The organism is Roseofilum capinflatum BLCC-M114, from assembly GCF_030068505.1.
GTDB classification, from domain to species: domain Bacteria; phylum Cyanobacteriota; class Cyanobacteriia; order Cyanobacteriales; family Desertifilaceae; genus Roseofilum; species Roseofilum capinflatum.
In genome coordinates this window covers 147,271-168,673 of record NZ_JAQOSO010000082.1, presented here as the reverse complement: position 1 = coordinate 168,673, position 21,403 = coordinate 147,271, and the positions used below count along the sequence as shown (strand labels likewise).

General features: G+C 47.5%; 15 protein-coding genes and 3 pseudogenes. 12 read left to right on the top strand and 6 right to left on the bottom strand.

Translation table 11 applies throughout. The features are described 5' to 3' along the window. Positions 1–108: 108 nt before the first annotated feature. Positions 109–411, bottom strand: coding sequence for a Mo-dependent nitrogenase C-terminal domain-containing protein (locus PMG25_RS15245; protein ID WP_283767755.1), 303 nt, complete (start codon positions 409–411; stop codon positions 109–111). A gap of 442 nt (positions 412–853) precedes the next feature. On the opposite strand from PMG25_RS15245, the gene PMG25_RS15240 reads away from it, so the two are divergent. After that, complete coding sequence (locus PMG25_RS15240; RefSeq protein ID WP_283767754.1) at positions 854–3,160, top strand: putative PEP-binding protein; 2,307 nt, start codon at positions 854–856, stop codon at positions 3,158–3,160. A gap of 61 nt (positions 3,161–3,221) precedes the next feature. Continuing rightward, positions 3,222–4,352, top strand: a complete 1,131-nt coding sequence (hypD, locus tag PMG25_RS15235) for a hydrogenase formation protein HypD (RefSeq protein ID WP_347178843.1) — start codon at positions 3,222–3,224, stop codon at positions 4,350–4,352. 66 nt (positions 4,353–4,418) lie between these two features. Here hypD and PMG25_RS15230 read toward each other — a convergent pair whose 3' ends face one another. Then, positions 4,419–4,934 (bottom strand): FKBP-type peptidyl-prolyl cis-trans isomerase, encoded by a 516-nt coding sequence (locus PMG25_RS15230; protein WP_430540971.1) that lies wholly within the window; start codon positions 4,932–4,934, stop codon positions 4,419–4,421. A gap of 70 nt (positions 4,935–5,004) precedes the next feature. Next, positions 5,005–5,328, bottom strand: coding sequence for a phasin family protein (locus PMG25_RS15225; protein ID WP_283767751.1), 324 nt, complete (start codon positions 5,326–5,328; stop codon positions 5,005–5,007). Between the two features lie 173 nt (positions 5,329–5,501). Here PMG25_RS15225 and PMG25_RS15220 point away from each other — a divergent pair, with 173 nt between their 5' ends. Further along, on the top strand, positions 5,502–6,008 hold the full coding sequence (locus PMG25_RS15220; RefSeq protein ID WP_283767750.1) for a GNAT family N-acetyltransferase: 507 nt from the start codon (positions 5,502–5,504) through the stop codon (positions 6,006–6,008). Here PMG25_RS15220 and PMG25_RS15215 read toward each other — a convergent pair. Continuing rightward, positions 5,892–7,454 (bottom strand): TM0106 family RecB-like putative nuclease, encoded by a 1,563-nt coding sequence (locus PMG25_RS15215; protein ID WP_283767749.1) that lies wholly within the window; start codon positions 7,452–7,454, stop codon positions 5,892–5,894. The two genes, PMG25_RS15220 and PMG25_RS15215, sit on opposite strands and share 117 nt — an antisense overlap. A 153-nt stretch (positions 7,455–7,607) precedes the next feature. Here PMG25_RS15215 and PMG25_RS15210 point away from each other — a divergent pair, with 153 nt between their 5' ends. Then, positions 7,608–10,475 carry a response regulator gene (locus PMG25_RS15210; protein WP_283767748.1) on the top strand — a complete coding sequence of 956 codons (2,868 nt, stop codon included), beginning with the start codon at positions 7,608–7,610 and terminating at the stop codon, positions 10,473–10,475. 15 nt (positions 10,476–10,490) lie between these two features. Further along, positions 10,491–12,110, top strand: coding sequence for a class I SAM-dependent methyltransferase (locus PMG25_RS15205; RefSeq protein WP_283767747.1), 1,620 nt, complete (start codon positions 10,491–10,493; stop codon positions 12,108–12,110). Positions 12,111–12,126: 16 nt separating this feature from the next. Here PMG25_RS15205 and PMG25_RS15200 read toward each other — a convergent pair whose 3' ends face one another. Then, positions 12,127–12,720 (bottom strand): esterase/lipase family protein, encoded by a 594-nt coding sequence (locus tag PMG25_RS15200; protein WP_283767746.1) that lies wholly within the window; start codon positions 12,718–12,720, stop codon positions 12,127–12,129. 370 nt (positions 12,721–13,090) lie between these two features. Here PMG25_RS15200 and PMG25_RS15195 point away from each other — a divergent pair, with 370 nt between their 5' ends. The 7 genes and pseudogenes from PMG25_RS15195 to PMG25_RS24505 all read left to right on the top strand — a co-directional run. Then, complete coding sequence (locus PMG25_RS15195; protein ID WP_283767745.1) at positions 13,091–13,336, top strand: UPF0175 family protein; 246 nt, start codon at positions 13,091–13,093, stop codon at positions 13,334–13,336. Between the two features lie 27 nt (positions 13,337–13,363). Next, positions 13,364–13,693, top strand: a pseudogene (locus tag PMG25_RS15190) (PIN domain-containing protein); the annotation flags it as partial. Between the two features lie 217 nt (positions 13,694–13,910). Next, positions 13,911–16,331, top strand: a complete 2,421-nt coding sequence (locus PMG25_RS15185; RefSeq protein WP_283767743.1) for a VIT domain-containing protein — start codon at positions 13,911–13,913, stop codon at positions 16,329–16,331. Between the two features lie 262 nt (positions 16,332–16,593). Then, positions 16,594–17,613: a hypothetical protein gene (locus tag PMG25_RS15180; RefSeq protein WP_283767742.1), complete on the top strand. Its 1,020-nt coding sequence runs from the start codon at positions 16,594–16,596 to the stop codon at positions 17,611–17,613. Positions 17,614–17,891: 278 nt separating this feature from the next. Further along, on the top strand, positions 17,892–18,428 hold the full coding sequence (locus PMG25_RS15175; protein WP_283767741.1) for a DUF3782 domain-containing protein: 537 nt from the start codon (positions 17,892–17,894) through the stop codon (positions 18,426–18,428). A gap of 201 nt (positions 18,429–18,629) precedes the next feature. Next, positions 18,630–20,783: a tetratricopeptide repeat protein gene (locus PMG25_RS15170; RefSeq protein ID WP_283767740.1), complete on the top strand. Its 2,154-nt coding sequence runs from the start codon at positions 18,630–18,632 to the stop codon at positions 20,781–20,783. Then, positions 20,780–20,887 (top strand): annotated as a pseudogene (locus PMG25_RS24505) (ParA family protein); the annotation flags it as partial. The gene PMG25_RS15170 and the pseudogene PMG25_RS24505, both read left to right, overlap by 4 nt. Before the next feature lie 183 nt (positions 20,888–21,070). On the opposite strand, the pseudogene PMG25_RS24500 reads toward PMG25_RS24505, so the two are convergent. Next, a pseudogene (locus PMG25_RS24500) lies at positions 21,071–21,289 on the bottom strand (tyrosine-type recombinase/integrase); the annotation flags it as partial. Positions 21,290–21,403: the final 114 nt, after the last annotated feature.

Below are 21,403 nucleotides of genomic sequence, written 5' to 3'. Positions count from 1 at the left end.
ATCGAACCACCAAGATAGTAACATAGCTGCTGAAATCTGAAGAGGAGTTACACCAACTGGTTGTCTCTACTCCTCTTCAGATTGGGGTTCTGTTCGATGATGGAGTCTTCAGATATAAGCTCCGATATCTTCACCACACTCGTCGGCAAGAAAGGACAGACAACGGAACCGGAGACTCATCAGCTCATCATATAGGGGATTGAGTTTGCACAGGGGAGGAATGCGGGCAATTGTGCGTCCAAAAAACTTAATTTCTCGCGCAAAGGGGCATTGAGCGGGGATGAGTTGAACAATTAATCGAGCAATTTTTGGCCGATCAATTTCTAGGGTATTTAACCATTGGCGAACGGGATACAGGAGATCCCAGTGTATGGGAGAGCTGAAGGCGATGTGACTAATTTTGATTAACATAAATCCTCACTCCTTGAGGCGAAATAGATCGATTTTTGGGTTAAAAAAAGGGGGTCACTTACCCTTTTTGGGAATCCTACAACCGGGATATCCAGTTAAGTCTAGGGTTATCGATGGATTCAAGGGGTTAATCGTTCCTTCCGGATCGAGACCTAACTAAAGGGATACACGGGAATTATTGATGAGTTTAACTGGAGGTTAATAGCATCGAGGGTTGATGTAGACGATTCTTGAGTTGTCACCTCGATCGCTCATTTGTTGTTGATGTCGCTCCCATAAAACACTGCTTCTCTAAGCTTTAATCTCAAATGGAGGGAGAAGAACGATAATGTTACAATTATTTAATATTTGCAAGATTAGCTCATGTTTTGTAATTTTTCTTTGATCGAAAATCAGACCGATTACAATAGATTCAAAAGATATCCGACGATCGCCACTGCCCATGCATCCGATTTACTGGCTCACTGAGATTCAAGATCAACACCGCTCTTCCGTGGGCGATCGAGCTTGGGATTTAAGCCAATTGCTGCAACAAGGCTATCCCATATTACCGGGTCTGGTGATTCCCAATGAGATTCGACAGCACTGTTTACAGTCTCTACAGTGGTCTGATCCCCTCCTGGCGCAACAAGTGGGGTTAGGCCTCTCGGAAACCTCTAATCCAACCCTAACGAATCTAGCGGATGAAGAACGGGATATGCAGTTGCGCCAAATGACTCAAAGTATTCGGGCGCAAATTCTCCATAGCGCCCTCAAGGGTTCATGGTATAGCCGGGTACTCGAAGCGATCGCCGACTGGGAAGGAGATTTTGTTCTCTGTCGTCCCTCCCTGAGTTTACCGAAACAACTTACACCCCACAGTCACAGCACCTTGTCTCGATTGTGGAGAGCTTGGGGAACGGCTAAAACCCCTGAACCCCTAGCCCAGACGATTAAACAAATATGGGCCGAAACGTTCCGCAATAAATACTTGCTCTACTGGCAATATCAAGGCATACCCTTAAATCAGATTAGGATGGGCATCTTAATTCAGCCTCTCCAGAATGAAGTCATCAGTGGGGCGATTGAAACCCAAGGTGATAAGATTCGCATTGAATCGACCTGGGGCTTAGGCTATCTCTTCAGCGAACCCCAAGTGACCTCAGATTCTTATCAGATTCACCTTCACCCTTACCAACTCAAAGAGCAACATCTGGGAAACAAACGCCTGGCCTATCAACTCTCTGGAGAACCCTCCCATCTCCCCCTAGAGGCTTCCCTGTTCAACAATCGTGATACCCTTCTCTGTGCCTATACGGTGGAGTCTTCCTGGGTCGATCGGCCCTGCTTAGAGGAGGCCCAAATCCAATGTTTAGGCGATCGCACCCTTTCCCTCAAAAACCAGTGGTACGATGAATTTCGCCTAGAGTGGATAGGCTATCCTGACTTAAATTGGTGGATTACGGATATTGTTCCCTTAAATGAGAACCATCCCACGGCCCTGCTCCACCAGGGTACAGGAGCTGCCCCAGGGGTAGCTGTGGCTCCGGTTTTGGTGTTAACCGATCCACTCGAATCCATGACCGTAACTCCAGGGAAAATTATCGTGAAACAAGCGATCGCCCCCCAAGAAACCTGGGTTTTAAATGGGGCAGTCGGTTTAATTACAGAGGTAGGCGGAATCAGCAGCCATGGAGCCATTGTAGCCAGGGAATTAGGTATTCCTGCCTTGGTGGGAGTCTCCCAGGCGACTCACTATCTATTCACCGGAGATCTGATCCAAATTAACGGTGAAACGGGAGAAATTAGTGCAGGAGTCCATCATTGTTCATCCCCAGAGCCGATTGAAGTTAACCCTGAAATGGGACGGGTGAGTGTAGAAAAACCAGAGAACCCTGTTTCACCCCCACCTGCTCCCCTACATGCAACGCAGCTCTGGATTAATCTCTCGCAACCCCATTCTCCCATGAACCCTTCAGACTTAGACGTGGATGGGGTGGGATTATTGCGCTCAGAATTATGGGCTGCCAGCTTATTTCCGGGGATTCAATGGTGGAGAGATGTGGATCGATTTGTGTCCGAATGGTATAAGCATCTGGCAAAGTTAGCCCAGGCATTTTATCCCCGTCCCATCTATTATCGTTCCTTTGATTCCTTTTATCCCTGCTCCCTACGGGGAACCCTAGCCTGTGAGCTGAATGACCAGAGATCGACTCTATTCGACTGGGAATTAACCGTGCTGGAAAAAGTCCATCGCCAGGGGTATCAGAATCTGCATTTAATGTTGCCCTTTGTGCGGACGGTGGAGGAAGTGGTTGCCATCCGCAAGCGAGTGGATAGACGGCAGTTATCCCAGATGGAATTGTGGATTATGGTGGAGGTTCCTGGGGTGTTATGGCAGATTTCTGATTATGTGCAGGTGGGGATTGATGGGTTGAGTTTGGGGACTAATGATTTAATTCCTCTGTTGTTTGGTCTCGATCGCCAGCAGTGGGAGGAAAATCAAGGGGGTCTAAATGCTGTCCATCCTTTGGTGTTAAGGGCCTTGGAGCAGTGCATTACCCAAGCGCGAGCTGGGGGAATTCAGTGTAGTGTGTGTGGTCAAGCAGTGGTGAATTATCCTCAGTTAATTCACGATTTGGTGCGCTGGGGGATCGCGTCAGTTTCCGTGGAGATGCCTGCTGTCGATCGCGTGCGATGGGCGATCGCCCGTGCGGAGCAGCAGTTGATTTTAGAAGCAGCCCGGAGTCAATTAAAAATTAAAAATTAAAAATTAAAACGGAGAGGGGGTTTTCCTTTTTAATGGTGGGGAAGACTGGGGAACCATGGTTATGAAATTTGTGGATGAATATCGGGATGCTCAACTGGCGCAAAGGATGGCAAAGGCGATCGCCGAAATCACCACCCAACCGTGGACAATTATGGAAATTTGTGGCGGTCAAACCCACTCCATTATTAAGTATGGTATCGATCAACTGTTGCCCGAAGAGATTACCCTGATTCACGGGCCGGGATGTCCCGTTTGTGTGACTCCGGTGACGCTGATCGATCGGGCGATCGCGATCGCCTCCCGTCCCCAAGTGATTCTCTGTTCCTTTGGCGATATGTTGCGCGTTCCCGGAACCGAAAAAGACCTACTGAGCATCAAAGCCTCTGGTGCAGATATACGCATCGTTTATTCTCCCCTAGACTGTCTCAAAATTGCCCAAGCCAATCCAGAGGCTGAAGTCGTCTTTTTTGGTGTTGGTTTTGAAACCACTGCCCCCGCTACCGCCCTGGCCGTATATCAAGCTAAACAACAACAAATTCAAAATTTTTCCCTTCTTGCCTCCCATGTGCGCGTCCCTCCAGCCATGGAAGCCATTCTCTCCTCTCCCCAATGTCGAGTACAGGGATTTCTCGCAGCCGGTCATGTTTGCACGGTAATGGGATATACCGAGTACGAACCCTTGGTGCAGAAATACCAGATTCCCATTATTGTTACCGGGTTTGAACCCGTGGATATTCTTCAGGGGTTATATCACTGTATTGAACAGTTGGAGAAAAAAACAGAAGCAGTGACTCTTGATAATCAATATAGCCGTTCCGTCCGTCGGGAAGGCAATCTAGGGGCCCAAAATCTGATCGATCAAGTCTTTGAAGTCATCTCTCGCACCTGGCGCGGGATTGGCGAAATTCCCGATAGCGGGTTAGGACTGAGAGCAGAATATTCTCCTTGGGATGCCGAAGAGCGCTTTGCCGACTGGCTCGATCCCAATCCCCCCGTACTGACAACTGAATGTATCAGTGGTGAAATCATGCAAGGGGTGAAGAAACCCCATGATTGCCCTGCTTTTGGCACACGCTGCACCCCAGAACATCCTCTGGGTGCGCCCATGGTATCCTCTGAAGGTGCTTGTGCTGCCTACTATCGCTATCGGGGGAATGAAATTAAGGCCTACCAACAGAGGGTTGTTCATTGAAAACCCCCTGGCTTAAAAAGCAGGGGGTTGGGGGGATCTTTACCTGGCCTTCACAGGGACAGGAGATTATTTAACGTCCAAGAGTTCCACATCAAAAATCAAGGTGGCATTGGGGGGAATGACACCGCCTGCACCTCTGGCTCCGTAGCCTAAATCTGGGGGAATGGTGAGCTGTCTGCGGCCACCCACTTTCATGGACATGACCCCCTCATCCCAACCTTTGATCACTTGGCCAACGCCAATGGTGAAGGTAAAGGGATTGTTACGATCGCGGGAACTATCGAATTTTTTCCCATTTTCTAAAGTTCCCGTATAGTGAACCACCACTTTATCGCCTTTACTGGGGCTTTTTCCATCTCCCTCAACCAGATCGACATACTTGAGACCCGATGGGGTCATGGTCGCTTCTGCGGGTGCTAAATTTTCGGCGCTATTTTCGGCACTAGCCATCAGTTCAGTTGCTCCTTGATTGCTGATTTCAGTGATTTCTGGAAGGGAAACCTCTGATACCTTAGCAGCATTCGCCTGACTGGGGGAGCTAAACAGTTGTGCTGCCACCAAAATCACGGCACAGGTCGCCATTACCCCAAAGGTAATCCAAATTTCTTTCACGTAAGTTTTCCTCAATGCGATCGTCGATTCAACAGCGTCATTAACGCCAAAGTTTATTTTCCAAGTCTCGCACCTGGCGCTCCAATCGGTCTAGCCTTCCCCGCAACTCATCCATCTCTGACTGACGGGGAACCCCCCAATCCATCAATAAATTTCGCAGTTGGCGCTGAAACTGTTCATCAAAGCTTCCTTGCTCGGTTTTGAGCTTTTCTACCAGGTCATCCATCATGTTTTTTGCCTGATCTGGGTTAATCGTGCCGTTTTTCACCCATTCGTCGCTGGCCTCTTTGAGCTTCTCAGCGACGATAGAGGTGGTTCCGACTCCCAGCATGAGCAATTGATTAATCAAATTATTGTTATCCATAGGTTGGGTTGTTGAGTTGAACGGTTTTACAGGGGGTTCAGTTCCCGGATTTTGCCGGTATCTGACCCATGGAATTTAATTCTGTATTGATCTTAACCTTGAATTTCTCTCCATCAGTTATACTGCTCTCTGAGATTTTCCTTGCGTTTGGGTAGCCTAAATTCTTGCTTGGCATGACCATCAGATATTCCCGTGAAGCCGATTTACCGAAAATAGTTGAAATTTACAACGCCTCTGTTCCTTGCCGTTTGGCCACGGCCGATTTGCTGCCGATTTCCGTTGAAAGTCGTCTTCCCTGGTATCAAGACCATTCTCCGAGTTCCCGGCCGCTTTGGGTTAAGGAGATAGATGGCCAGATTGTAGGGTGGCTGAGTTTGAATCATTTTTTAAATGGCCGTCCTGCCTATCAATCTACGGCGGAAGTGAGTATTTACATCGATCCTGGATTTCACCGTAAAGGGATTGGTCGGGAGTTATTAACCCAAGCGATCGCCTCCGGGCCGGGTTTGGGTATCACCAGCTTAGTCGCCCTCATTTTCTCCCACAATCAACCCAGTATTGCCCTATTCCAGAAGCTGGGATTTGACTGTTGGGGCCATTTGCCCGAAATTGCCAACATGGACGGACTGAAGCGGGATTTGTTGATTTGGGGGCGGCATTTGTCGGAGGAAGGACACTAACCAGTCTTTGACATGGTAGGTGGCTCGACAGTCGTCTTCGTTATAGCAAATAATGCGCTCTAAGAAGGTGCGATCGCCGCTTTGGAGCCATTGGTCGTACCAATAGACGGTTTGCGCTCCACTGGCGCTCTCATCTCGCCATTCAAACCCCATCCATCGGGCAATGGTTTTGAGGGCATAGCTTTCAATGGGGAGGGTGACAAACCGAGTCACCCGTTCGTGAATATCTACAAAGCGCCGGATCAGGGGTTTTAATTCCGATGAGGGTGTGCCAAACCGTTGCGCTAAGGCGCTGACGGCTTTGACTTCATATTCGCAAAAATGGAAAATGGGCATGGGATCGTAGCGATTCACCAGTTCTAGAAAGTCTTGCCACATTCGCTGTTGATCGTCGGGAGATTCGGCTAAAAAGGGGTAAAACCGGGAGCGTTGGGCCGTGCGATCGATGACTAAAACGCCGAAGAGATATTCTAGATTTAAGTCGGGTTCGGTTTCGATATCAAAATAGAGTTCCACCGGGGTAATGGGAAAATCGTCGGGACTCCAGGGGTGGAGCGCGATCGCCCGTTGTTCTAAACTCGATTGCGCTTGACGGATGATTTGCTGGCTCACCTGCTGGCCAAATTCTTGGCTTAAATCCGGTAAGGGTTCAGTTGTCAAGGATTCTAGGGAGGTTAACCCTAGCTCCTGGAGACGCTCATAGCGTTTTGGAGTAATTCCAGGAATCAAAGAGAGATGATTTTGGTGTTGGGCGACTTGATGACAAGTCGTTAACCATTGACAGAGACTGCATTTTTGCCGACTGATAAACACTTCCGGTTCATCCGACTCTAGGAGCAGGGTCAACATTTGCCCTAGCAGGATTTGAAACTCTGGCCAAAGACGGACGAGATCCACCGTATAGGGCGATCGATCCCTTAAAATCAGGTCTACTGTATCCGGCCATTCCCCTTGGATCTGACTTAAAATCCAAGCATGAAACACCGAGACCATTTGATATTCTCGCTTCGGACGTTTCCCCCATTTTATCTCCACTGGAGTATATTTCCAGGGGCCAAACTTCGACTCCCCTGGCGTTTTTACCCACAAACTCGGACGACTCAAATAAGAGAACTTTGCCCAGTGCTGACTCAGAAAAGGGGGCAACTCCAGCCCTTCTAAATCCGCTTCCTCAAGCCAGAGAATCCCGTGATAGATAGTGTCTACGCCCTCTTGCATCAGAGCGAGGGTTGCTAAAGTCCCTTCTTGCCAATTGCCCTGGGCATACTCTGGTTTATGATAGGAATGATGAGCAAGGATCGTTTTTTGGTAGGCAGAGCTATCCTGTCTTAATTTCAACAGATAGTCACTCGGAGGGTCTCGTTGGCGATCGTCTCCGTACACATCCAGAAACGCTCGGCGATGACAGCGTTGGTAATCTAGTAATAATTGGGCAGTCAGGAGCATGATGATTAGATTAACAAAAACCTGTCATAGGGTGGGGAAAGGTGAGGATATAACTCACTGCGATAAAGTTACATACAGTGTTCTTATCCTAGAGCTACCCTATATATTGTCCCTCGATCTTGAAAGATTGCCCTAGATTAACCCTTAAATGCCGTGAATCCAAACATCGATGATTCTTCCAACCCAGAAATGTCTCGCCCCTCGATTCGGCGTTTAGCCATTCTGTCCTTAGCGTCTTTGGGCATTGTGGCTCTGTTGTCAATGTCGAGTCAAATTTTGATTCAGCGTACTCTGAAACAGGAGATTCGCTACAGTCGGGTTTTGGAGTCAATGGAGAATTATCGCCGCTTAACCACAACGGTAACCGGACAAGGGGTTGCCATTACTCAGGACTTTACGGAGTTTGAGCAGCTCCCTAGAGTGGAAGATTTAGTCCGGGTGCGCCAAGAATGGCAAGAGATTTATGAGAGGCTCCAAGAGGAGATGTTGGGATTACAGGTGGGGCCAAATCAGGCTGACTTAGGACAGAGGTGGGCAGAAATTGAGGGTTGCTATGAGCAGATGTGGGATCTGACGGAAACGCTGGTGAATCCAGAAGTAGCCCCCCGTGCCTCAGAAGAGCAGTTATGGCAACAAGGGACAACTTGCGATCGCCAGATTGAGGCCATTACTAGCCAATGGTATGCTCAGAGCGCCCCCCACTTAAATACGGCTCGCCAAGTTCAATTAGCCGTATTTGGATTAACCTTAGTGGTGCTGTTCCTGGAAGGAGCCTTGATTTTTTATCCGGGACTTCGGCAAATTCGAGACTATATCCAAGCGATCAAATTAGCGGAACAGGAAAAAACCAAGATTACCCAAGAACTCAAAGCCAAAAATAAAGCCCTGGATCTGGCTCTGGAAGAAGCTCAATCCGCTACTCGGCTGAAATCTGACTTTTTAGCAGTTATGAGTCATGAAATCCGCACGCCCATGAATGGGGTGCTGGGAATGACGGGCTTATTGTTGGATACAGAATTGGATGAAGAACAATTAGAATATGTAGACACGATCCGCAATAGCGGCCAATCTTTGCTGACGATTATTAATGATATTTTAGATTTCTCCAAAATAGAAGCGGGTAAGCTGGAATTAGAAACTCAACCTTTTGATTTATATGAATGTGTTGAAGATTCCTTGGATTTATTAAGTACCCATGCGGCCGAAAAAGGTTTGAATTTGGCCTATGAAATCGATCCTCAAACTCCCCATGCTTTAGTGGGAGATGTGACCCGGTTGCGGCAAATTTTGGTGAATTTAATTGGCAATGGTGTTAAATTCACCCAAGAAGGAGAAGTTTGGGTACAAGTAAGTTCAACCCGTGTAGGGGGGGATTCGAGTCCGATTCCCGATCTGGCAGAAAAAGTTTCTTATGACGTAAAATTTATGGTTAAAGATACCGGGATTGGTATTTCTAAGAAAGTGCAAAATAAACTTTTTCAGTCCTTTTCCCAGGTAGATGCTTCGACAACTCGTCGCTATGGAGGAACGGGTTTAGGATTATCAATTTGCAAGCGCTTAAGTGAGTTAATGGGCGGTAAAATGTGGGTGGAAAGTGAAGAGGGAGAGGGAGCCGAATTTCACTTTACCATTGTGGCGGAAGGGGCGCGATCGCCGATTCCCATCCATTTACGCAATAGCCAACCCCAACTGCGAGACAAGCGGATCTTAATTCTCGATCGCTCGGCAACCAATCGCCGCATTCTCAAAGATCACGCCCAACGCTGGGGAATGAATAGTTTAGAGCTGAGTACCCCAGAAGAGGTGATGAACTGGATGGAGCGCTCTATTCCCTTTGATGTTGCAGTTTTGGGGGCGCTTCCAGAAGGAGAATCCTTAGAGAATTTAGTAGATCGGATTCGCCAATACCGCGATCGCGACTCCCTGCCCTTAATCTTACTCACCTTTACCAGCCTGATCGACAAGTCCTACCAAACAAAATTTGATTCTACCCTCTCTAAACCCATTAAACTCTCCCAATTTCACCGGATTTTAATCAGTCTTTGTGCAGGACGCACCGTTGATCCCCATACCTCCCCCACGGAATTTATTCCCGATACATCCGATGCCCATGATTCAGATCATTCAGAAGATAACTCTAAACCTCCATTCTCCCAACCTCCCGTCACCCCACTAGAGACGGGAAACCAGAACGCCCCCTTAGAAAAACCAGAAACTTCCCCAGAAGATTCCTCCGTTTATACTCTACGCATTCTCCTGGCTGAAGATAACAGCGTCAATCAAAGAGTGGCGATAAAAATGTTAGACCGTTTAGGTTATCGCGCCGATGTGGTCAGCAATGGCTTAGAAGTGATTGAAGCCCTGCAACGGCAATTTTATCATATCATTTTAATGGATGTGCAAATGCCGGAAATGGATGGACTCGAAGCGACTCGATACATTTGTCAAACTTGGCAAACATCCCAACGTCCCCATATTATTGCCATGACTGCTGGAGCCGCCGATGGCAATCAATGGCAATGTCTAGAAGCGGGGATGGATGATTATGTCAGTAAACCGGTGAAAGCCGAAGCCCTGAAAGCGGCGTTAGACCGAGCTAAAAGTAAGCTGCAAGAACTGAACACGGTATCTGCTCCAGTTAAGTTAAATTTAACCATGAATCCGGGAAGAGAAGAAAGCTTAGATTGGGAGATTTTTAATCGCCTGCGAGATGAGTTGGATAGCGAAGATGACCCGGAATTTTTTACCGAGTTGATCGATCAATATTTGCAAGATGTGCCCAAAATTCTGGAAGAGATGAAGCAGTCTGCCCAAACAGAAGATAAGGAAACGTTAACCATTAAAGCTCATACCCTTAAGGGTAGCTCGCGAACCTTTGGGGCTAAGGCTTTGGCGAATTTATGCCGAGATCTAGAAGCTGAAGCGCAAACGGCGAGTCTGGTAAAGTTGGGTGAGAAAATTGCCCAAATTGAAGTAGAATTTAATCATGTTAAATCTGTATTAGAACAACAGAAGCAATAATTGTATGATGGATCGATGAAACCTCAGACTATTCAGCCATTGACCTCCGATTTGGTTCGAGCATACTTGTGGGATCGAGTGGGTGGGTTAGAGTCCTTTAATTCCCAGATTCATCTCAAAGATGAGATGTTGCTTTTTCTGTTAGATACGCCGAGTTATAAAGGAGAGCAAGAGCAGGCGATGCTGGCTTATTTTAAGTCGGCTCAGGAGATTGTCGATCGCGTGGATCAAGCGATCCAATGGCATCATCGGGATTGGCATAATATTGACCGTTTTTTAGAGTTTGCTTGTGGGTATGGACGGTTAACGCGATTTTGGGTGAACAAGCTCGATCCACACAAGGTTTGGGCTTCCGATATTTATACGGATGCGGTTGATTATGTTGGGCAAGAGTTGGGGGTGCATGGGATTTACTCGGCGATCGATCCGGAGAGTTATGAGTGTGGAGAACAGTTTGATTGTATTGTGGTTTATTCTTTGTTTAGTCACTTGCCCGCAGATCGGTTTGTCCAATGGTTAAAGCGCTTAGATGATTTACTTTTACCCGGTGGTTTATTGCTGTTTAGCGTTCATGATGAAGCGGTGAAACCACCCGGTTATGAGATGCCGGAATCGGGGATTTTATTTGTGGAACAAAGTGAAAGTCAATCTCTGGATCGGGCGGAATATGGTTCGACTTGGGTGACGGAGGAGTTTGTGAAGGGGGCGATCGCCGCTTCGATGGGTGATAAAGTTTCTTATACTCGTATCCCCAGAGCCTTTACCCTACAAGACCTCTATGTGGTCGTTAAAGCCCCCGATCGCGACTTTTCTGATTTAAACATCAATTTTACCCCCAAAGGCGCTCTAGAAGACTATTTCATGGACGATCAGGGGCGATTTTTTCTGCGGGGATGGAGCGCCATAGTGCAACCGGATCATGGAGTGGCAGAAATCCAAGTGTGGTGGAAAGGAGAAGGGGGGAATCAATTACTGCAAAAATGTATCCCGTCCACTCCTTCTCCAAAAGCAGCGCAAGTTTTGGACATCGATCCGCGATGGACGGAACAAGCTGGATGGTGGTGTGCATTCAGTCTACCGGAGGAAGTGGATTTAGAAACCGGTATCCTGATGATTAAAGCAGTGAGCGATCGCCAGAAAGAACGGATTATTGTCTTAAACTGGATGAAAACCTTATTACCGGATGGTATACGGACTCAACCAGCCCCTAAAACCACTTGGAAAGATGTGATTCGCTCTCAGACCAATTGGTGGCGCTCCAAAGTCTTAGATAATATTTGGTCTAATAATATTCAATCTAATTTAGACCGCGCCACCCTTCAAGCGACTTCAGATGGCCCAGGGATGATTTTAGAATTGGAAGGATGGGTGGTTGCTTTGCATTCTGATATAACTGTTGAAGATATCCAAATTTTCCTCAATGACACACTGACACAGCGCTGTTTACCCACTTGTCTGCGTCCCGATGTGGCTCAATATTGGGGAAAACCCAATTATGTTTATAGTGGCTGGATTGCCCAATTTTATCATCCAGAAGAGATCCAACCGGAGCGCGATCGCCTACACATTAAAATCATTGACTCTGAAGGAGAAATTCATACCCTTTGCGATCAGATCCTGGCGATCGTACTTTAAGAAAACCTATTACCTATTACCGCGCGAAGCGCTGTAAGCATTGCACGACTAACTCAATGGTGCGATCGTCGGTTAACATCCAAGGATGAATAAGAACAGGAACCGTGATATTTTTGCCCACGGGAACTTGAGAACTGTTGGCGGGCAAAATCATTAAATCGTTGTTCGTCCAAATAGAGGTAAACTGAATCGAATTCAGTCGATCCAGATCTCGATTTAAATCTTGCAAAAACTCACTATTGGGACGCATTTGTACGCAACCGGGGTTTTGGCGGAAGTAGGCCATTAGGCTACCATTATGGGGAGAAGATAGGGTAATGAAGCGATCGCATCTTTTTAACCCTCCCAAGCGCTGCAAGTAGTATCGGCTAATGATTCCTCCCATACTAAAAGCTACGATATCGAAGCGTATATCTTGACTAAAGGCTTGGTCTACATACCCCTTAATCTGTTCGGCCAATCGATCTAAACCCACATTACCATTATTGGGTACTAAATCCAGAGCATAGGTGAACCATCCTTGACGCTCTAACACCGCCGCCATTTTCTTAAACACGGCTCCAGTGTCATCAATACCATGAATGAGTAAAACCGGGTTGTGAGTTGTCATGAAAAAATCCTAGAGAGACAAAATCCGAGTGTTACTATAAATTGTAACCTAGCCTCCATACCCGTGCAGTTATATCAAATTCGCTTATTCATGTCCGCGAAGCGGAAATACCCTAATTAAAAATCCAGGGAGCAAGATGCTCCCACTCCAGTCATATCAAAGAATTCGAGGAGTGCGGGCATCTTGCCCGCTTCTTAACAAATTTTCATGTCCGCTTGCGGAAACCGGACTTGATATTATGCCATTCTGGGATAAGATCGGGGGGACGTGAGAATGAGCGATAATCCTCCTAACGATAGCTAGTGGTTTAACCACTGCCCCCAACCAATACTCGTTGTTCGTTATGAAAATTGTTAATTGATATAACACTATGAGTTTAATTATTTCTGATGAAATTGTTGCCGCTAGTGGTTGGTCTGAAGATGAGCTACTGCTAGAGCTAGTTCTGTTGTTATTTCAGCAGGAAAAAATTAGTCTAGGGAAGGCTGCTCGGTTGCTCAATTTCTCCCAGATTCGATTTCAGAAAATCCTAGCAGAGCGCGGGATAAACCTCCATTATGATGTCTCGGAGTTGCGCGAAGATATCCAGTATTTACAATCTAAAGGATGGTTATGATTGTTGTCAGTGACACTTCGGTTTTGAATGGATTGGATTGAGGTTGGTTTGCCTGGCGATCGCCAACTCATTGAAACGCTGCAACAATTGTATCATTTGGATATTGGAGAATCGGAGGCGATCGCTCTGGCCTTAGAAGTTCAGGCAGACGAGTTATTAATTGATGAACGTCTTGGACGCAGACAAGCTATCCGTTTAGGACTCTCAATTACCGGTCTGTTAGGCATTTTGTTAGTGGCCAAGCATAGGCAATTGATCGTAGAAGTGCGACCCATTATCGATTGTCTGATTGAAGAGGCTAATTTTCGAGTCAGTGAGGCTTTGTATGCAGAAATTCTAGCAACTGCTGGTGAATAATACAGCGAAAGTGATTATTGCGTACCCCACATGAAACCATCCTAGAGAGAAAAAATCGGAGTGTTACTAAAAGTGTAACCTAAGCTCTATCCCCTTGCAGTTATGCCATTCTAGGACATGGGGACGCACAGATGCGGGGATACCGAGACGCGGAGACGCGAAGATGGGCCTATTCCCTATTCCCTATTCCCTATTCCCTAACGCGAAGCGCTCTATTATGACTAAACTCACCTATTTTCTCCCCCTATCCTTACTCCTCACCGGGTGTCTCAACAGCACTGCAAACATCTCCATTGTTCCTCCTACCTCCCCCAATCCCATGATGCAAGCGGCTAACCCCATGCAACCCCCCGCCGATACGCCCGCTAACGGTCTCTGGGTGACCTCAGAAGAGGGTCAAACCCAAGTTTTTCCCTTAAAAAACACTTCCGTCAATGCCACGGTTTCCGGCAATGTTTCCCAGGTGGAAGTGACCCAAACCTTTGAAAATCCGTTTGAAGACCCCCTAGAAGCGGTGTATGTGTTTCCGCTCCCGGATGAGGCGGCGGTGTATGATATGGAGATTAAACTGGGCGATCGCATCATCAAAGGCAGCATTAAAAAACGGGAAGAAGCCCAGGAAATCTACGAACAAGCCAGAGCAGAAGGACGCACTGCGGGACTTTTGGAGCAAGAGAGGGCGAATATCTTCACCCAATCTTTAGCCAATATTCGACCGGGAGAAAAAATTGAGGTCACCATTCGCTACACGGACTCCCTCACCTTTGAAGGCGGGAATTATGAGTTTGTCTTTCCCATGGTAGTTGGGCCGCGCTATATTCCTGGTAACTCTATTCAGGGAACGGAAGATACGGATCAAGTGCCTGATGCTTCTCGGATTACGCCCCCGGTACTGACACCGGGGAGGCGATCGGGTCATGATATCCAAGTTTCAGTTAACATTGATGCGGGCGTTCCCATCAGCAATATTAGCTCGACTTCCCATAAAATCTTAGTGCGGCAACAGCGCAACATCACTGAAATTCAACTCTCTCCAGAAGACCAAATTCCCAACAAAGATCTCGTATTGCGCTATCAAGTTTCAGGACAAGAAACCCAAGCTACTATCCTCACCCAAAAAGATAGCAATGGGGGACATTTCGCCGCCTATTTAATTCCAGCTTTAGACTATCAACCCAGGGAAATTATCCCCAAAGATGTGGTCTTTCTGATGGATACTTCCGGTTCCCAGTCGGGCGCACCCATTGCCCAATCTCAAGCCTTGATGCGAGAATTTATTCAGGGTTTAAATCCTGATGATACGTTTACAATTATCGATTTTTCTAATACGGCTCGCCAGTTGTCTGCATCTCCGCTAACGAATACCCCGCAAAACCGGCAAAAAGCGCTCTCCTATATTAATCAACTGAACGCCGAAGGGGGAACGGAATTGATGAATGGCATCAATGCGGTGCTGAACTTTCCCCCACCCCCAGAAGGACGGTTGCGGAGTGTCGTCTTACTCACCGATGGCTATATTGGCAATGACCAGGAAATTATTGCGGCAGTGCAACAGAATCTGCAACGGGGAAATCGCTTGTATAGCTTTGGTGTGGGCAGTTCCACGAATCGATTTTTGTTGGATAGACTAGCAGAAGTGGGCCGGGGAACGGTGCAAGTGGTACGCCAGGATGAGAATATCGACCCGGTGGTGCAGAAGTTTTTCAGCCAAATTAATAACCCAGTTTTAAGCAATATTGAGGTAACCTGGAGCGGTGCAGGAGAAGCTCCCGAAATTTATCCCCTCGCGCCCCCAGATCTGTTTGCCAGTCAGCCGTTGGTGCTGTTCGGACGCAAGGCAGACAGCCAGCCAGGGACGTTAAGCATTCGGGGGGTTTCGGCAGGGGGAAAACGCTATGAACAGGTGTTCTCGGTCAATTTTCGGGGGGATAGTGAGGCGATCGCCCAGCTCTGGGGTAGAGCAAAAATTAAGGATCTGATGACGGAAATGTTTGGCGGCGAAACGAAGTCGGGAGTCGATGCAGTGACGCAGACGGCTTTAGATTATCGCCTCTTGTCTGAATATACGGCATTTATCGCCGTCAGCGAGGAAGTGCGCGTTAACCCGAATGGTGAACGAGTGCGGGTAGAAGTTCCGGTAGAATTACCTGATGGCGTGAGTTATGAGGGCGTTTTTGGTTCCCCAGAGGAGGATCAAGCGGTGATGCAAAGTGCTGGAACTAGAGGAGCATCCCGTTCTGCATCACCTTTAAGGATGTCAGCACCCATGCCTGCTGCGGCTCCTCCTCCTCCTGCTCCCCTAATGGATAGCATGGAAATGGAGCTTGCTGAGGAAGAGAAGGTAGAGGTAGAGCCACGTATTGAAGTGATGAAGGCTGAGGGACTGAGTGAGGAGGCGATCGCCGCTTTAACCCAATATATCCAGTCTATCTCCCTTCCTGACGAAGTTTCCGGCGATCTGACCTTAGAAGTCTGGACAAATAATGGGCGCGTCCGTCGGGTGCTTCTAGATGAGGAGAATTCCACCATAGAAGACGAAGACGTTATTCGAGCAGTGCGATCGGTTTTACTCGGTTGGCCCGTTCCCAGTTCCGTTCAGGGTACAGTATCGGTAACCTTGCGAGTTAACGGGAATTAACAGACTTAGGGACAGGGAAACCTGTCTCTCATTAGTCTTGATCGAGATACCGATTCCACCAACTTTTGAGAAGAGGGATAAAACTTAAAAATGGGAATGAATCACCCTTACTTTCCCAAGGAATTAAGATCGATGTATATCCCCTGATCCCCCAGCCCCAAAAATGGTTGGGAACCAGAAACCCGGTTTCTCCAAGAAACCGGGTTTCTAGGCATAGGTGGGGGCAGCAAATCATCATATCACCCCTTACTTCTATTGCACTATGAACATTTACCCCGACGACAGTAGTCAATACTCACAACCCGATTCCACCGTACCCGAAGCCTATGGCACGACGTGGGACGATAGCACCACCAGCTTACACAGCGATCCAACATCATCGCCCGATCCAGACCCTTATCTCACCCATGAGGATCAAACCTATCAGTTCAGCCATGACCATTATGACCCCAATCAAGACCCGTCCCTAGTGGTTGGACATCCAGCCGAGGAAATGAACTACTGGCACGAGCAGCAAACTGATTATAGCTGTGGAATTGCTGCCCAGCAATCGGCGATCGAGCATCTCACCCATCACCCTTACTCAGAAGCGCAACTGAGCCACTATGCCCAACAGCGAGGTTGGTACGATTCCGCTCATGGAACCCCTAGTGAGGACTTTGGCAAACTTTTGGCAGATCAAGCCCACGTTCCTGTCGAGAGCCATGTGGGGGCAAATTTAACCGACATCAGCACCAAATTAAAGCAGGGTGAAGAGGTTTTTGTTGGGGTTAGTTCCACCGTCGAATGGTTACCCGAAATCATCGACCCCCATTTACTCGCAGGACAACCTGCCGACCACATTGTACAAGTGATTGGGGTAGAACCTAAGCCGGAAATTGCACCACCTACCCATGTCATTCTCAATGATCCAACCTCACCAGAAGGACGCGGTGTAAAAATTCCAGTCGAGCAATTTCAAGTCGCCATGGATGCCAGTCACGATTATATGGCATCCACAGAAATGCACAATCAACCCTCTTGGTTTACCAGCCATTTAGGAAATACTGAATCCATGACCTTTGGCTGTAAGATTACTACTAACAACTATCATCACACAGTTTATCTAGATTCCAGAGAAGTTGGCACGTATAACGGCAACAGTTTCTATTGGAGAAATGGCAATGTTGCTGGGAATTGGAATTGCAATAACCATCATGCCTATAATGCTCATGGACAAGATTTAGGCTATGCCAAAACCTGGTCAGATGCAGCGTTACTCATCTACAAACAAACCCATTAAAATAACCTTGTAGGGGCGGGTTATACCCAAATCTAGAAATCTCACCCAAAACTTCCCTAAACCCGCCCCCACCCTCTCGAAAACCCACCAAAAATGGTGCGTTACATTTCATTAACACACCCGACTGGACTATTTCATCTAATTTGATGCATTAGATTTTGTTTGTAGTGATTGCTTGAGCAATCTCCAGCTAGGCTTTAAAGCACTAAAGTGCTTACTACAAACAAAGCCCTATTTTAGGTGGGTCAGCCCACTACGAAATCGGAGAATCAATCATTATGAGCGAACAAATTACCATTGAAGACATCTACAAACTTTTCCAAGTATCCCAAGCGGAAGCAGACCGACGACTGAAAAAACTGGAGAAAACTGTCGCCCAAACCAGTAAAGAAGTCGCCGGGTTAACCACGCGCTGGGGGCGATTTGTAGAAGAATTAGTCGAGCCTGCCGTCGTGCAACTATTTCAACAGCGAGGCATTCAAATCGACCAAACCTTCTCTCGCGCTCGACAGCGAAGACAGGGACTAGCCATGGAAATTGATATCCTAGGAGTCAATGGTTCTGATGTAGTTGTAGTGGAGTGTAAATCTCGGTTATCGAGAGATGATGTGGATGAATTCTTAGATAAACTGCTACGATTTAAGCAGTCATTTCCCACTTACCAAACCTATCGCGCCTATGGAGCAGTCGCAGCCATTGAAATTGACCGAGGGGTAGACCGATATGCTTATCAAAATGGTTTGTTTGTCATTCATCCATCGGGCAATACGGTGGAAATTGCCAATGATACAGGATTTGAACCGCGCACATGGTGAGGCAATGAACAATTAACAATGAACAATGAACAATTAAATCCTGTAGGGGCGGGTTATACCCAAATCTAGAAAACCAATCCAAAACTTCCGTAAACCCGCCCCCACCCCCTCGCTAGACTTTTAAGCACTAAAGTGCTTACTACAAACAAAGCTCTATTTTAGGTGAAACAGTCCACTACAAAATTATCGGAGGAAATTATCATGAAATCACTGCCTGGAAAACAAAGATGGTGGCAAAGAGCTGGAAATTGGGCTAAATCTGTTTTATTTCCCACTAAAGCCATTATCGATAGCCGACAAGAAAATACTGAAATCATAGCCGCTAATCAACGGGAGATTGCCCACAAGCAGCAACAAATACAATTAGAGGGCTTGAAATTGCAATATGTCCAGCAAGAGCAACGACGCGAACATGAAGCGGAGCAAGCCGCATTGTCGCGAGACTTCCAAGCCAAACAAGCCGAACTCTCCAGGGAACATCAAGAAGCCCTGACGCGATATATTCAGGACTCCGAAAACCGCCGGTTAGCCTCGCGCATTGAACATGAACGGTGGCTAGAGTCGCAACGGGCACAACTGCAACGGGAATTGCAAAAAAGCCAGCAGGAATTCAGCCTGTTTATGGCATTCTTGACGGCTAAAATTAATCGAGACACGGATGAAGAGCGGCGCATTCTCGATAACCAACCTTGGCGGACTCCGCCTAAACCTTTGATGCAATATTATGAGCAATATCGAGACCGGTTGCCGATTCCGCCTTTGGTGGTGGTTTCGCCTCCGGATGTGGAATTTGACCGCTATCCGAATGCGGGTTCTGGACTGCCCCGAATGGCGAATGATATTGAAGATGAATTGAGCAATTTTTTGGGTTGCCATTATCCGGAACGGGACTCGGAACGCCCGGCAAAACCGATTGCGGGACTCTGGGACACCAACCGCATGAAAGATGGGGCGGCGGTGTTGTCGTTGCATTATCTGTTTGCGGCTGTACCGACGATTATTTTGGAGTCTAAAGTTGCGGGGGATTTGCTCAATTTTTCTCTGTTTTCCTGGGACGCGGGACAATTGGACTGGCAGAAAGAATCGATTTTATTTCAGTTTTCTCACAAGGAGTTTATTTACGACGTGCAGCGAGAGTTGGCGCGGGAGTGGGGACAGAAGAAACAGAAACTGATAGAAGCGGGTTTAGATGTTCAAGAAGCCATTAGTGATGCTAAAGAAAATGAGATTGACGAGTTTAACTTAACGAAACTGCTGAGAGAAGAAAAACGTATAGCCTCGAATGTCAAAGTTGCAGTAGAATATCGCCCCACACCTTCGGGTATTATGCGGTTGAAGAAATATCTCAGTCAACTCCATTGTCTTGCCGCAGGGATGGCGCTGGATGATTATCATTTACTGCGTCATGGCACTGCGCCGAAAATGCCGGAGTTGCTGGCTGAGTTTATTGAGGGGATGCCTGACTATGAGGTGCAACCGCTTCTGGAGATTGTCCTGACTCACTATCAAGCGTTGATAGAAGCGTCGGGTGAAGTGTGGTTTGATGTGCCGAGTTTGCTGTTGGATGTGGCTTTGGCGTTCTCGAATTTACCGGATTCTAGTCCGACGCAGCAGTTGATGGAAATTTCTATTAACCGTTGGCTTTCCCAACGTCAGCTACCAGGGAGCGGTGAGCCTCTGGAGACTCTGGGGAGTGCGTTGAATATTGCCGATGAGGGCTATGTGGCGAAATTGAATCGCTGTTTGTCGGTGCTGGGAGACTCGCGGCAACTGGATATTGCCCAATCTTGCTATCGTCGTGGGGTGAAACGTCTGGAAGCAGAGGATTATGAGGGAGCGCGGTATGATTTCGAGCAAACGATTACTCTGGCTCCTCGCGCCATTGCCTATTATCAGCGCGGTTTAGCCTATCAGGGGTTAGGAGAACTCCAGCAGGCACTTACGGATTTGGATAAGGCGGTGAATTTGCAACCGAATCAGGCGAAGTTTCATGAGGCGCGGGGAGATGTTTATCGGCAGTTGAATAATATTGAGATGGCGCTGGCGAATTATGCCGAGGCGGTAGAGTTGGGTTCTGAGAGTGCAGCGCAGAAGTATGAGGAGTTGCAGCGCTGGTGGACAGATGAGCGCCGGAAGGCGAAGGAGGCGGAGGAAGCCAAACAACGGGCTGAAGCAGAGCGACGGAGAGTAGAGGAAGAGCAACGTAAAGCTAAGGAAGCTGAGGAAGCAGGACAACGGGTCACCAAATCAGCAATAAAAACAATGGCAAAATCAATAACAGTAGCGAGTTCATTAGATGCAATAAGGGCAAAGAGTAGAATGTATAACCGGTTACTCTCCGAGAGGAAGGAGTGAGGAAAACCACGACGACGGTGAATCTGGCAGCGATCTTATTGAAGTCCCGGCGCACGTTATTGGTGGATGCTGATCCTCAAGGGTCAGCATCTTGGTGGTGCGATCACGCATCGTCTAAAGGCCTAATAGGTTCAACTCTTCTCGTAATTCGGCAATATTCCTCACCCTCGACCAATCCACATCCGCATCAGCAAGCAAGTCGATCGCCACGCCAATCAGATGCTGAGGATAAGTGCGATCGCAATCGGGAATCGTATCTGTAATCTTTGTAAAATGAGCGGAAAATCTCAGAACAGACTGGAGTCGCCATCAACACTATCCGCAAGGTCAAGAGCTGTATGAGGCTTCTTAGCTGAGTTCAACGCACTCAACGCCGAAACTGCCCCGCGCACCTGGTCGGGATGCACTTCAAGATATCGTTGTAATTGTTCCAAGTTTCGGTGGCCTGATATTTCCTGTATTACGCGCAAAGGAATTCCAGCATCGCTCATTCGAGTTAGGGCTGTCCCGAAGACCAGAAACCCGGTTTCTTCAAGAAACCGGGTTTCTAGACATGGGTGGGGGTTCTGGATTTGGGTATAACCCACCCCTACGGTTTTTGGGGAATAGGATTGGGGATG